We start from the raw sequence: 13492 nt of genomic DNA, 5'->3' as shown, positions 1-13492 counted from the left end.
TCCAAGATCCTCGAGAACATGGAGATCGGCCACAACGTCATGCACGGCCAGTACGACTGGATGAACGACCCGCTGGTCGACGGCAAGCGCTACGAGTGGGACAACGTGGCACCGGCCGAGGACTGGAAGCACGGCCACAACTACATCCACCACACGTACACGAACATCCACGGCATGGACCGCGACATCGGCTACGGCCTGCTGCGGATCGACGACGACCAGCCCTGGTACCCGAACCACCGCTTCAACCTGCCGCTCGCCTTCGCGCTGATGCTCTTCTTCGAGTGGGGCGTGATGTACCACGGCCTCGAGCTCGACGAGTACCTCGGCGGCAAGATGACGAAGAAGGAGTTCCGCGACCGCAAGAGCCGCGCCGCGCGCAAGGCTCGCCGCCAGGTGCTCAAGGACTACGTGACCTACCCGGTCCTGGCCATCGCGCTCGTGCCGTTCGTCGGCTGGTGGGCCCCGCTCGCCGTCCTGGGCGCGAACTTCGCGGCCAACCTGATCCGCAACATCTGGACCTTCCTCATCATCTTCTGCGGCCACTTCCCCGCCGAGGTGCAGACCTTCGCCGAGGAGGACGCGCAGAACGAGACCCGCGGCCAGTGGTACCTGCGCCAGCTGCTGGGCTCGGCCAACATCAGCGGCAGCCGCGCCTTCCACGTGATGAGCGGCAACCTGAGCCACCAGATCGAGCACCACCTGTTCCCCGACATCCCGGCGCGCCGCTACCCCGAGGTCGCCCGCGAGATCCGCGCGATCTGCGAGAAGCACGGCCTGCAGTACAACAGCGGCCGGTTCAGCAAGCAGCTCGCGAGTGTCGCTCGCCAGCTCGCCGGCTTCTCGCGCAAGCCCGACGACCCCTACAAGCAGGGCAAGAGCCCGGAGTCCAAGGCCCTGCGTCGCGCCAAGCGCGAGGCCGCGCAGCAGCGCGAGTCCGAGCACGCGGCGGCCTGAGCGAGCCCCAGGTCCGCCACGAGACGACGCCCCGGCACCGCCCGGGGCGTCGTCGTGCGGCATCCCGGCGGTACGCCACAATGGACTCGACCGGACGACCCACCCTCGAGGAGACGGCCATGGCGATGAGCCGGCGCGAGATCGCGAAGGACGCCGTGCAGCAGGGCGTGGAGGCGGCGATCACCACGGGCGGGCGCATCAGCGCCATCCTGTTCGACACCGCGCGTCGCGTCACGACAGAGGTCGGGGCGTTCGGCACCGAGCTGTTCGAGATCACCGAGGCCAGCCGCCGCGCCGGGGAGGACCCCGACGACGGCGGACGCGTCACACCCACCCATCCGCAGGACCACTGAGGGCGAATCCCTTTCATGACCAGCTCCCCGACGTCCGGCTCCCCCACCTCCGAGCGTCGCCCCCGCGTCGCCGTCGTCGGTTCCGGCGTCTCCGGCCTCACCGCCGCCTACGTGCTGCGCAGCACCCACGACGTGACGCTCTTCGAGGCCGACGACCGCTTCGGTGGCCACGCCCACACCCACGCGCTCGAGGCCGACGGCACCACGCACCACGTCGACAGCGGCTTCATCGTGCACAACGACCGCACCTACCCGTTGCTGCGTCGCCTGTTCGCCGAGCTCGACGTCGACGTGCACCCCACCGAGATGTCCATGAGCATCCGGTGCGAGGGCTGTGGCCTGGAGTACGCGGGTGGCCGCAAGCTGCCCGGGCTGTTCGCCCAGCGTCGGCGCGCGTTCGACCCCACCTACCTCGCGATGCTGGCCGGCGTGAAGCGGTTCCAGCGCGCGGCACTGGCCCTGCTGGACTCCGAGCCCGACGCATCAGAGCCCCAGACGTACGGCGACTTCCTGACCGCGCACGGGTTCTCGCAGCACTTCGTGGCCCACTACGCCATCCCGGTCGTGTCGTGCGTCTGGTCGTCCGGCCAGGAGACGGCGCTGCAGTACCCGGCGCGCTACCTCTTCGCCTTCCTGCGCCACCACGGCTTCCTGTCCATCTCCGGCTCGCCGCAGTGGTTCACGGTCCAGGGCGGGTCGGGCTCCTACGTGCAGCGCGTGACGGCCGCCATCGGCGACGTCCGCGCCTCCACCCCCGTGCGTGCGATCTCGCGCAAGCCCGACGGCGTCGTCGTGCTCGACGCGTCCGGCGCCGAGCACCAGGTCGACTCCGTCGTCATCGCCACGCACGCCGACGACGCACTGGCCCTGCTGACCGACCCCACCGACGAGGAGCGTCGCGTGCTCGGGGCGTTCACGTACTCCAACAACGAGACCGTCCTGCACCAGGACCCGAGCGTCCTCCCGCGCGCAGCCGACGCCCGCGCCGCGTGGAACTACCGGATGGACACGTGCAGCGGACGCGGCGACAGCACGGCGGTCACGTACTGGATGAACCGGCTGCAGGGCATCGAGAGCAGCAAGCCGTACCTCGTGAGCCTCAACTCCACGAGCCGCATCGACCCCACGTCGGTGCTGGCCACCATGCAGTACACCCACCCCGTGTACACGCCGACGTCGGTCGCGGCGCAGCAGGACCTCCCGTCGCTGTCCGGCGGGCGCACGGCCTTCGCCGGCGCGTACCACGGCTGGGGCTTCCACGAGGACGGCTGCCGCTCCGGCGTCGAGGCGGCGCGATCGCTCGGGGCGAGCTGGTGACCACCCCCCTCGAAGACACCTCCTCGAGCACCGGTGCCGGCTCGGCGGGCCTGCCCGCCGTCCCCGCACTCGTCGTGGGCGCGGTCTCGCACACCCGGCGCGTGCCCGTCCGACACCGGTTCAGGTACCGCATGTACCAGTGGCTGGTCGACGTCGACGACCTGCCGCGTCTGCCTCGCTGGCTGCGACCCTTCTCCACCTTCCGGGCGGCCGACCACATCGGCGACCCCGACCGCACGCTGCGCGAGAACGTCGAGACGTTCTGCCGCGAGCAGGGCCTCGACGCGACCGGCCGACGCATCCTCATGCTGGCCAACGCACGCACGCTCGGGCACGTCTTCGACCCGCTGACGGTCTTCTGGGTGCTCGACGGCGACCGCACGGAGGCCATCGTGGCCGAGGTGCACAACACCTACGGCGAGCGGCACGCCTACTTCCTGAGGCCCGACCCGCAAGGCCGCACGAGCACCGACAAGGCGTTCTACGTCTCCCCCTTCTTCACGGTCGCCGGCCGCTACGACCTGCAGTTCCGCCTGCAGGCCGAGGCCGTGGCCAGCACCGTCATCCTGCGCCAGTCGCCCTCCGACGACGGCTCACCCGCCACGACGCCCGGCGAGGCCGTCTTCAGCGCCACGTTCCGCGGCGAGCCCCGACCCGTCACCGCGGGCCGGCTCGCGCGCCTGCTCGTCTCCATGCCGTTCATGACCCATCGGGTGAGCCTGCTGATCCGAATCCATGGTGTGTGGCTCTGGCTGCGCCGACTCCCGGTCGTCCCGCGACCGGCTCACGAACCCCAGAAAGGCACGACCCGATGACCGACACCCTTGCCACCCGCTGGCCCGGCGTCGCGCAGACACCGCGCACCCCCTTCAAGGCACGTGTGGCCAAGGCTGTGGTGCGGCCCGCCATCAACACGCTCCCCGTCCGTCTGACGTTCCCCGACGGCACCGCCTGGGGCGCCGGCGGCGCAGCCGCACCCGAGATGCAGATCCGCCGACCCGCGGCCTTCTTCAGCCGGCTCGGCCACGACACCAAGATCGGCTTCGGCGAGGCCTACATGGCCGGCGACTGGACCGAGGGCCCCGACACCGACCTGGCCGACCTGCTCACGCCGTTCGCCGAGCGCCTCACCACGATCGTGCCGCCGGCACTGCAGAAGCTGCGCGCGCTCGTCGATCGCCAGCTGCCCCAGCACGAGCGGAACACCAAGGAAGGCTCTCGCTCCAACATCGAGCGCCACTACGACCTCTCCAACGACCTGTTCCAGCGCTTCCTCGACCCGTCGATGACGTACTCGGCCGCGTGGTTCGAGAGCCCCGACGAGTCGCTCGAGCGCGCTCAGCAGCGCAAGCTCGACGGCATCCTCGACCAGGCCGGCGTCGGCGACGGCACGCGGGTGCTCGAGATCGGCAGCGGCTGGGGCTCGCTGGCCATCCGCGCTGCGCAGCGCGGCGCACAGGTCACGACGATCACGATCTCCAGCGAGCAGGCCGCCCTGGCCCGCGAGCACTTCGAGGCGGCAGGGGTGTCCGACCGCATCGACCTGCGCCTGCAGGACTACCGCGACGTCACGGGCGAGTTCGACGCCGTGGTCAGCTGCGAGATGATCGAGGCCGTGGGCGAGGAGTACTGGCCCACGTACTTCGCCAAGATCGACGAGGTGCTCGCCCCCGGCGGCAAGGTCTCGATCCAGGCCATCACGATGGCGCACCACCGCTACCTCACGACGCGCAACTCCTACGGGTGGATCCAGAAGTACATCTTCCCCGGCGGTCTCATCCCCTCCCCCGAGGCGATCGACCTCTCGCTCGCGAACCACACCCGCGGGCTCGAGGTCACCGAGCGCCGATCCCTCGGCCAGGACTACGCCCGCACGCTGCGCCGCTGGCGCGACGACTTCGACCGCAACTGGGCCGACATCGCGACGTTCGGCTTCGACGAGACCTTCCGGCGTCTGTGGGACTTCTACCTCGCGTACTGCGAGGCGGGCTTCGCCGCCGGGTACCTCGACGTCTTCCAGCTGCGCATGGAGCGCACCGCCTGACCTTCTTCGTCACACTCGACCCACCCATCCTCCGGGTCGGCGGCGGCGAACTCCTGATGAGGGAAACATCCCGCGTAGCGTCAGGAGGGCATCGTGGCGAGCACCAGCCGACTTCCGGATCCGATCCAGGAATCGTACGAGTGGCAGCACGCGGGAGCGTGCCGTGGCGTGGACACGGAGACGTTCTTCCCGCCGGAGACGGAGCGCGGGCCGCGCCGACGTCGGCGCGAGGCCGCGGCGAAGGCGCTGTGCGCGACGTGTCCCGTGGTCCAGCAGTGCCTCGACCACGCGCTCTCGGTGCGCGAGCCGTTCGGCGTGTGGGGCGGGCTCAACCAGACCGAGCGCGAGCACCTGCTGCGCGCGGCAGGCTGAGCCGGGTCAGAGCTCGCCCGTCTTCGGCCAGGGGTTGGCCTTGCATCCCTGCAGGCCCTTCGACTGCTGCTGCATGACCGGGGCCGCCTTGCCCTTGCCCGGGCAGCGCGCGTGACCCTTGCCGAGGAAGTGTCCGACCTCGTGGTTCACCACCATGTGCCGGTAGTCGCGGATCGAGCGCCGGGCCTTCGACCACACCGACGTGCCCTTGTTCCAGCGCGTCTCGTTGATGATGACGTTGCGCCCGACCCGGCAGCTGTACGTGGAGCTGCAGCCCGAGGAGTACGACGGCACGCGGGAGGCCTTCGCGAGGACGAGGGTGAACGACCCGCCCTTCGAGACCTCCTTGAACCGGATGCCTCCACCGCGCCAGCCGCGTGCGTCGGCCAACGTCTGAGCGGCCTGGGTGCGGAACGTGGACAGGCTCGCCTTCGAGCCGTTGCGCCGCACCGAGTAGGTGATCGTGCGTCGCACGTCGCGCCGGTGCTTGACCAGGCCCGTCGAGAGCGAGGCCGCCCAGCGCGTCTGGTGGTAGCGCTTGGAGGCGGTCACCCGCACCGCCAGCCGGTGGCCGACGTCGCCGGGCTTGATCGTGTACGTGCGCCGGGTGGCACCGGCGACCGGCTTGCGGTCGCGGTACCAGCGGTAGCGCAGCGTGACTCCCCCGGTGCTCCACCGTCCCGCCGAGGCGGTCAGGGTCTTGCCGTAGCGGCGGGTGCCCGAGACGACGGGCCGGGCGCGCGAGACCAGCAGGGCCGGACCGACCGTGGTCGGTGCCGTGGTCGTGACGGCGTCGTCGAGCTCCGGGCTCGAGGCGGTGACCCGCACCGAGACCGCGCGGGCGTGGTCGGCAGCACCCAGGCGGTAGGTGGCGGCGGTCGCCCCGCCGATCGGGGCACCGTCGCGCAGCCACTGGTACGCGACGGAGGCGTCGGTGGGGCTCCACGTGCCCGGTGAGGCGGTGAGGGTCGAGCCGTAGCGCGACGTGCCCGTCACCACGGGCGGCTCGACCGGCACCACCGCGGTCGCCGCCGGCTGCTCCGGGACCTCGTCGGCCAGCGCAGGCCCCGACGTGGCGCCGAGGACCGTGGCCACGAGGGCGAGCAGCAGCGTGGCCACCACGGAGCGGACCGCACCTCGGCGCGACGTCGCCCGATCATGGGTCGTGACCGCGTCGGTTCCCGGCCCCCCGTCCGTCCCCAGCACCGTGGTCACTCCCAGAAGATCCGTTCGACGACCTGCCGTGCGTGCCGGGTGGCACGCAGGTAGTCGTCGATCATGCGTTCGCTGTGCTGCTGACCGTATCCCAGCAGGTGCGCCACGCCTGCCCTTTCGTCGGACTGCTCCACCATGGACTCGGCGGGCTTGGCACGCATGAGGACGACGGCGTTGCGCAGCCGGCTCACCAGCTGCCAGGCGCGGCTCAGCACCTCGGCGTCCTCGGCCGTCACCAGGTCCGCCTCGGCGGCCGCCGACAGGGCGCCGAGCGTCGACGTCGTGCGCAGGCCCGGGACGGCGTGGGCGTGCTGCAGCTGCAGCAGCTGCACCGTCCACTCGACGTCGGCGATGCCGCCGCGTCCGAGCTTCAGGTGGGTCTTGGGGTTCGCGCCCCGGGGCAGCCGCTCCGACTCGACCCGCGCCTTGATCCGGCGGATCTCGCGGACCTCGGCCTCGGACATGCCCTGCTCCGGCCACCGCAGCGGGTTGACGAGCTCGGTGAACCGCTCGCAGAGCTCCGGGTCGCCGATGCTCGCCCGCGCACGCAGCAACGCCTGCGCCTCCCACACGGCCGAGTACTTCTCGTAGTAGGAGACGTAGGCGGCGAACGAGCGCACCAGCGGTCCGTTGCGACCGTCGGGCCTGAGGTCGGCGTCGACCTCCAGCGGCGGGTCGTCCCCCGGGGTCGAGAGGACCTTGCGCAGCGTGGTCGCGACCGCGGTCGCCGCAGCCGCCGCCTCGCCGTCGTCGGCACCGGGTCGGGGCTCGTGCACGAACATGACGTCGGCGTCCGAGCCGTAGCCGGACTCCCGCCCCCCGAGCCGGCCCATCAGCACGATGGCCATGCGCGTGGGGAACGGGTCCTTGCCGGCCTCCTCGCGCTGCCGGGTCACGGCGTCGACGCAGGCCGCGAGCGCGGCCGCGAGGGTGGCCTCGGCGATGTCGGAGAGCGCCACGCCGACCTCGTCGACGTCGAGCCGGCCGAGCACGTCGGCGATCCCGACGCGGGAGAGCTCGCGACGACGGACCCGCCGCACGGCCTTGATGGCCTGCTCCGGCGTCGTGTGCCGACGGGCGGCCAGCTGCATCTCGCCGCGCAGACGCTCGCCGTCGCGCGGCACGAGCTCGTCGTCGTCGCCGAGCAGGGCGACCGAGTCCGGAGCTCGCTGGATGAGGTCGGACACGTAGCGGCTGGAGCCGACGACCGCGGCGAGCTGCTCGGCGCCCTCACCCTCGTCGCGCAGCTTGCGCAGGTACCAGTGGGACTCGCCGAGCGACTCGCTGATCCGCCGGAACGTGAGCAGGCCGGCGTCGGGGGACGGCGACTCGGCGAACCACTGCAGCATCGCCGGGAGCAGCGACCGCTGGATGGCGGCCCGCCGCGAGACCCCCGACGTGAGCGCCTGGATGTGGCCGAGCGCGCCCTTGGGGTCCACGAAGCCCAGAGCCATGAGCCGTGCCTGGGCGGCCTCCGGCGTGAGCCGCAGCCCTTCGTCCGGCAACGACGTGACCGCCTCCAGCAGCGGTTGGTAGAAGAGCTTCTCGTGCAGGCGCCGCACGAGGCGCTTGTGGGCGTTCCAGTCCTTCTCCAGGCCCTCGGCCGGGTTCTGGCGGTAGCCCATGGACCGGCCGAGGCGGCGCAGGTCCTCGAGGTCGTCGGGCACGACGTGGTTGCGGCGCAGCCGGTAGAGCTGGATGCGGTGCTCCAGGGTGCGCAGGAACTCGTAGGCGTCCTCCATGGCGGCACCGTCGCGCCGGCCCACGTAGCCGCCCTCGGTCAGCTCGCGCAGCGCCTCCAGCGTGGTGGGGCTGCGCAGCGACTCGTCGCCCCGCCCGTGCACGAGCTGGAGCAGCTGGACCGCGAACTCGACGTCGCGCAGGCCGCCCGCGCCCAGCTTGAGCTGGCGCTCGCGCTGCTGGGACGGGATGTTCTCGATCACGCGGGTGCGCATGGCACGGACCTCGCGCACGAAGTTCTCGCGCGTGCTCGCCTCCCACACCTTCGGCGACAGCGCGTCCAGGTAGGCCTGTCCGACCTCGACGTCGCCGGCCGCGAACCGCGCCTTGAGCAGGGCCTGGAACTCCCACGTGGAGGCCCAGCGGTCGTAGTAGGCCACGTGGCTGCGCAGGGTCCTGCTCAGCGGGCCCTGGTTGCCCTCGGGCCGGAGGTTGGCGTCGACCTCCCAGAGGGTGCCCTCGCGCGTGTGGTCCGAGCAGAGGCGCATCATCGTCGACGCGAGCCGTGCGGCCACGCGTGAGGCGGTCTGCTCGTCCGCACCCTCCGCGGGCTCGTGCACGAAGATCACGTCGACGTCGCTCACGTAGTTGAGCTCGCGACCGCCGGTCTTGCCCATGGCGATCACGGCGAGCCGCACGCTGTCGGAGTCGGGCTCCTGCCGGCGCGCCAGGTCCAGCGCCGCACCCAGCGTGGCCACCGCGAGGTCCGCCAGCTCCCCGGCGGACTCCTCGAAGCCGGTGAGCGCGGTCAGGTCGCGGGCGGCGACGTGCAGCAGCTTGCGTCGGTACGCGACTCGCAGCTCGTCGGCGTCGGCCACCTCGCCCAGCTGCTCACGCATCGTCGCGAGGTCGAGGGGCACGGGCGACAGGCGGTCGGCGCCCAGGTCCTCGACGTGCTCGGGGTGGCGGGCCAGGAAGTCGCCGAGCGCCTCGCTCGTGCCCAGCACGATGAGCAGGCGCTGGCGCAGCTCGTCGTCGGCCCGCAGGGTCGTCAGCAGACGGTCGGTGCCCCACGCCTCGGCGATCGCGACGAGGGAGGAGAGCGCCGTGTCGGGACTGGCCACGGCCGCCACCTGCTCGACCAGGGCGTCGTCGATGCCCTCGAGGCGGGCCAGGTGCGCAGCCGCCGCAGCGCCGTCGAGGAAGCCGCGTCGGGCAAGGGCCAGCTCCGGGGACTCGGTGGACACGGCTGCAGGCTACGGCACGTGGTGCGACCCGCGGCTGCGCTGCCTAGCGGTGGTCGTGGACCTGCTGCCGCTTGCGGTCGACGTGGCCCTGTTGCTGCGCTGCCTGCGGTCGTCACGACTCACCGGTGCGCTGCCTCGGCCTTCGCTGGAGGCGGCCTCCGCAAGGCCTCGACCGGGGACGTGGGCGGGCGCCGGTCCGGGGGCGCGGGACTCATTTGGTGCCGGGGGTGGACCCACGATTCTTCCTTTGCGCGTGATCGGCGCAGGATTCTCCTTTCGCGCGTGCCCGCGGTGGATCCTCCACCGCACGAGCGCCCAGGCGGTGGAATCCACACCGCTCGGCGCCTGCGGTCGTCAGTGGTTGTCCCTTCGCGTGGAACGGTCCACGAGAAGGGAGAAGCCCTGACCACCCCCGACGCGCAGAAGGAGAATCGTGCGTCCAACCCCCAACCCCCAGCACCCGCCACAGCCCGAGAACCCGGACCGCGTCCTGCGCCAGCCGCCCGGTCGAGGCCTCTTGGAAGCCGACCCCGGCGCGAGCCGAAGCAGCGCAGCAGCGAGCCGAAGCCCCCGCACGCGGCGCAGCAGCGAGCCGAAGCCCCCGCAAGCGGTCGCGTCTCCAGCCGGCCCGACGCGCCGACCTCAGAGCACGGGCAGCAGCCGGTCGATCTCGAACTGGGTGACCTGGGACCGGTAGGCCTCCCACTCCTGGCGCTTGTTGCGCAGGAAGAAGTCGAAGACGTGCTCGCCCAGGGTCTCGGCCGCGAGCTCGCTGTTCTCCATCTCGCGGATCGCCTCGTCCAGGTTGCGCGGCATGGGCGTGAGGCCCATCGCCTTGCGCTCACGGTCGGTCAGCGACCACACGTTGTCCTCGGTCTCGGGCGGCAGGCTCGAGCCGTTCTCGATGCCCTTGAGCCCGGCGGCGAGCACCAGGGCGTAGGTCAGGTAGGGGTTGCAGCCGGCGTCGATGCCGCGGTGCTCGACACGGGCGGACCCGCTCTTGTGCGGCTTGTACATCGGCACCCGCACGAGGGCGGAGCGGTTGTTGTGGCCCCAGCTCAGGTAGTTGGGCGCCTCGTAGCCGCTGGCCAGACGCTTGTAGGAGTTGACCCACTGGTTCGTGACGGCGGTGATCTCGGGGGTGTGCTCCAGGACCCCGGCGATGAAGGAGCGGCCCGTGGCACTGAGCTGGTACTCGGCCCCGGCCTCGTAGAAGGCGTTCTCGTCACCCTCGAACAGCGAGAGGTGCGTGTGCATCGCCGAGCCCGGGTGGTCCGTGAAGGGCTTGGGCATGAAGGAGGCCCACTTGCCCTGGCTGAGGGCCACCTCGCGCACGACGGTGCGGAAGGTCATGACGTTGTCGGCCGTGGAGAGGGCGTCGGCGTAGCGCAGGTCGATCTCCTGCTGGCCTGGTCCGCCCTCGTGGTGGCTGAACTCGACGCTGATGCCCATGTTCTCGAGCATCGTGATGACCTCGCGACGGAAGTCCTGTCCCCCGCCCTGGGCGGTGTGGTCGAAGTACCCGGAGTCGTCGACCGGCACGGGCCTGCCGCCGACGTCGGGCTTGCCTCGGAAGACGTAGAACTCGATCTCGGGGTGCGTGTAGAAGGTGAAGCCCGCCTCGGACGCCTTGTGCAAGGTGCGCTTGAGCACGTGCCGCGGGTCGGCGAACGAAGCGCTGCCGTCGGGCATCGCGATGTCGCAGAACATGCGCGCGGTCGCGGGGGCCTCGCCCCGCCACGGCAGGATCTGGAACGTCGACGGATCGGGCTTGAGGAGCATGTCGGCCTCGTGCACCCGGGCGAAGCCCTGGATGGCCGACCCGTCGAAGCCGATGCCCTCGGCGAACGCACCCTCGAGCTCGGCGGGAGCGATCGCGACGGACTTGAGCGACCCGAGGACGTCGGTGAACCAGAGCCGCACGAAGCGGACGTCGCGCTCCTCGAGCGCCCGGAGGACGAAGTCTTCCTGCTTACCCATGGGGCTGAGTCTCGCACGGGTCGTGTTACGGCGATGTTACGTGGCCGACGCGCCTCACGGGGCGGGTGACGACGTGCCCTCGACCATCCGTCCGCGGACGTACTGCCACCCCTCGTCGCCGCGCACGAAGCGGCTGACCTCGTGGAGCACGCCGAGCCCGGCCTCACGATCGGTCCCGCCCCACGCCGCGCGGAACTCGACGACACCGAAGGAGTCGTCGGGCCCACCAGCCTCGGTGCGAAGCACCTCCAGCCCGGTCCACACGAGGGCCGGGTCGTGGTCGATGCGCGCCGGCCGGGTCGTGGGGTGCCACGTGCGCAGCAGGTAGCCGCCGTCGCCGAGCACGTAGGCGGTGTAGCGCGACCGCATCAGCCGCTCGGCCGTCAGTGCCGCACCACCGGCGAGGAACGGCCCGCAGCACGTCGCGTAGGCGTCGCCGGTGCCGCACGGACAGGTCCTGGCCATGGCTCCATCATGGTCGGTCGAGCCCTAGGCTGGCCGTGTGCCCCAGCTGCGTCTCGCCCTCGCCCAGGTCAACCCCCGCGTCGGGGACCTCGACGGCAACGTCGAGCTCGTCGTCGCGGCCGCGCACGACGCGTCCAGGGCCGGAGCCCACCTGCTCGTGATGCCCGAGATGGTCCTCAACGGCTACCCGGTCGAGGACATGGCCTACCGGCTGTCGTTCATCGAGGGCACGCGCGACCGCGTGCCCGCCCTCGCCGCGCGCCTCGTCGAGGAGGGCCTCGGCGACCTCGTCGTCGTCGTCGGGCACCTCGACACCGCGAAGGACCACGTCGACACCGACCGGCTGGGGGTGCCCAAGAACGCGCCCACGAACTCCGCGTCGGTGCTGACCGGTGGTCGGGTCGTGACGCGCTACGACAAGCACCACCTCCCCAACTACGGCGTCTTCGACGAGTTCCGTCACTTCGTGCCCGGTGACGAGACCCAGGTCGTGCAGGTGCACGGGGTCGACGTCGCGATCGCGATCTGCGAGGACATCTGGCAGGACGGACCCTCCGCGGCCGCCGACGCCGCCGAGGCGGGACTCCTCGTGGTGCTCAACGGCTCTCCGTACGAGGCGGCGAAGGACGACGTGCGGCTCGACCTGTGCGCCCGTCGGGCCCGCGAGGGCAGCTGCGCGCTCGCGTACGTGAACCTCGTCGGCGGGCAGGACGAGCTGGTCTTCGACGGCGACTCGCTCGTCGTCGACGCCGCGGGCGAGCTGGTGGCACGCGCCGCCCAGTTCGAGCCGGAGCTGCTCGTCGTCGACCTCGACCTGCCCGCCGCCACCGCGCCCATGCCGGACCCCGGCACGCGCTTCCACGGTCTGCGGGTCGAGCGCACCGTGATCTCCTCCGATCCCCTGCCGGCCTACGAGCCGGCGGTGCCGGTGGTCGCCGAGAGGTGGGACGACCTCGGCGAGCGGTACTGGGCGATCGTGCTGGGCCTGCGCGACTACGTGCGCAAGAACGGCGCCTCGTCGGTGCTGCTCGGCCTGTCCGGCGGCATCGACTCCACCCTCGTCGGTGCGATCGCGGTCGACGCCCTGGGCGCCGAGAACGTCTTCGGCGTCTCGAACCCGAGTGACTGGTCCTCCGAGCACAGCCGCACCGACGCCGCCGAGCTCGCGCGCCGCACCGGCCTGCAGCTCGACACCGTGCCGATCGGGCCCATCTTCGACGCGTTCCAGTCGACGTTGGGCCGGACGACGACCCGGCTCGACGGCATCGCCGAGGAGAACCTGCAGGCGAGGATCCGCGCCGTCGTCTGGATGGGCCTGTCGAACCAGCACGGGCACCTCGTCCTCGCGTGCGGCAACAAGTCCGAGCTGGCCACCGGCTACTCCACGATCTACGGCGACGCGGTGGGCGCGTACGCCCCCATCAAGGACCTCCCCAAGACCTTGGTGTGGGAGGTCGCCCGGTGGCGCAACGCGTGGGCCGAGGAGCGTGGTGAGCAGCCTCCGATCCCCGAGAGCACCATCAGCAAGCCGCCGTCGGCCGAGCTGCGTCCCGGTCAGCTGGACTCGGACTCGCTGCCGCCCTACGAGCTGCTCGACGCCGTGCTCGACGCCTACGTGGAGCGCGACCTCGGCTCGGCGGCCGTGATCGCCGAGGGCTTCGACGCCGCGCTCGTGGAGCGGGTGGTCACCCTCGTGGACAAGGCCGAGTACAAGCGTCGCCAGTACCCGCCCGGACCCAAGGTCAGCCGCCGCAACTTCGGCCGCGACCGCCGCGTGCCCATGACCAACGCGTGGCGCGAGTCGCTCGACTCGTGACCTCCCGCACATCGACGCGACATCCGGCGTCGATGCGGCAGGATGG

At 71.5% G+C, this 13492-nt stretch carries 11 protein-coding genes; 7 read left to right on the top strand and 4 right to left on the bottom strand.

Annotated elements, in window-relative coordinates; all coding sequences use genetic code 11:
* The 6 genes from ASF38_RS11805 to ASF38_RS11780 form a co-directional block, all read left to right on the top strand.
* Positions 1 to 957, top strand: a 957-nt coding sequence (locus tag ASF38_RS11805) for an acyl-CoA desaturase (protein ID WP_235497665.1), incomplete at its 5' end; no start/stop codon positions are given.
* Between the two features lie 119 nt (positions 958 to 1076).
* A complete protein-coding gene (locus ASF38_RS11800; RefSeq protein WP_056555481.1) occupies positions 1077 to 1310 on the top strand; it encodes a hypothetical protein in 234 nt (77 codons plus the stop codon).
* Between the two features lie 15 nt (positions 1311 to 1325).
* Positions 1326 to 2627, top strand: coding sequence for an NAD(P)/FAD-dependent oxidoreductase (locus ASF38_RS11795; RefSeq protein ID WP_056576234.1), 1302 nt, complete (start codon positions 1326 to 1328; stop codon positions 2625 to 2627).
* A complete protein-coding gene (locus tag ASF38_RS11790; protein ID WP_235497663.1) occupies positions 2624 to 3442 on the top strand; it encodes a DUF1365 domain-containing protein in 819 nt (272 codons plus the stop codon). The genes ASF38_RS11795 and ASF38_RS11790 overlap by 4 nt, the downstream gene beginning before the upstream one ends.
* A complete protein-coding gene (locus ASF38_RS11785; protein ID WP_056576231.1) occupies positions 3439 to 4671 on the top strand; it encodes a cyclopropane-fatty-acyl-phospholipid synthase family protein in 1233 nt (410 codons plus the stop codon). Before ASF38_RS11790 ends, ASF38_RS11785 begins: the two co-directional genes overlap by 4 nt.
* A 93-nt stretch (positions 4672 to 4764) precedes the next feature.
* Positions 4765 to 5043: a WhiB family transcriptional regulator gene (locus tag ASF38_RS11780; protein WP_055965567.1), complete on the top strand. Its 279-nt coding sequence runs from the start codon at positions 4765 to 4767 to the stop codon at positions 5041 to 5043.
* Positions 5044 to 5049: 6 nt separating this feature from the next.
* On the opposite strand, the gene ASF38_RS11775 is transcribed toward ASF38_RS11780, so the two are convergent.
* The 4 genes from ASF38_RS11775 to ASF38_RS11760 all read right to left on the bottom strand — a co-directional run bounded on the left by ASF38_RS11775 (position 5050) and on the right by ASF38_RS11760 (position 11630).
* On the bottom strand, positions 5050 to 6258 hold the full coding sequence (locus ASF38_RS11775; RefSeq protein WP_056576229.1) for a DUF3152 domain-containing protein: 1209 nt from the start codon (positions 6256 to 6258) through the stop codon (positions 5050 to 5052).
* Entirely contained in the window at positions 6255 to 9185 is a 2931-nt protein-coding gene (locus tag ASF38_RS11770; protein WP_056576226.1) for a bifunctional [glutamine synthetase] adenylyltransferase/[glutamine synthetase]-adenylyl-L-tyrosine phosphorylase, read from the bottom strand. Before ASF38_RS11770 ends, ASF38_RS11775 begins: the two co-directional genes overlap by 4 nt.
* A 642-nt stretch (positions 9186 to 9827) precedes the next feature.
* A complete protein-coding gene (locus ASF38_RS11765) occupies positions 9828 to 11165 on the bottom strand; it encodes a glutamine synthetase family protein (RefSeq protein ID WP_055965561.1) in 1338 nt (445 codons plus the stop codon).
* A gap of 54 nt (positions 11166 to 11219) precedes the next feature.
* Complete coding sequence (locus tag ASF38_RS11760; RefSeq protein WP_055965558.1) at positions 11220 to 11630, bottom strand: YchJ family protein; 411 nt, start codon at positions 11628 to 11630, stop codon at positions 11220 to 11222.
* A gap of 37 nt (positions 11631 to 11667) precedes the next feature.
* Here ASF38_RS11760 and ASF38_RS11755 point away from each other — a divergent pair, with 37 nt between their 5' ends.
* Positions 11668 to 13446: an NAD+ synthase gene (locus tag ASF38_RS11755; protein WP_056555465.1), complete on the top strand. Its 1779-nt coding sequence runs from the start codon at positions 11668 to 11670 to the stop codon at positions 13444 to 13446.
* Positions 13447 to 13492 lie beyond the last annotated feature (46 nt).

The sequence above is a fragment of the Aeromicrobium sp. Leaf272 genome, assembly GCF_001422865.1.
Taxonomy (GTDB): Bacteria; Actinomycetota; Actinomycetes; order Propionibacteriales; family Nocardioidaceae; genus Aeromicrobium.
Note: the sequence above shows the minus strand (reverse complement) of the source record. Positions and strands in the feature narration are given on the sequence as shown.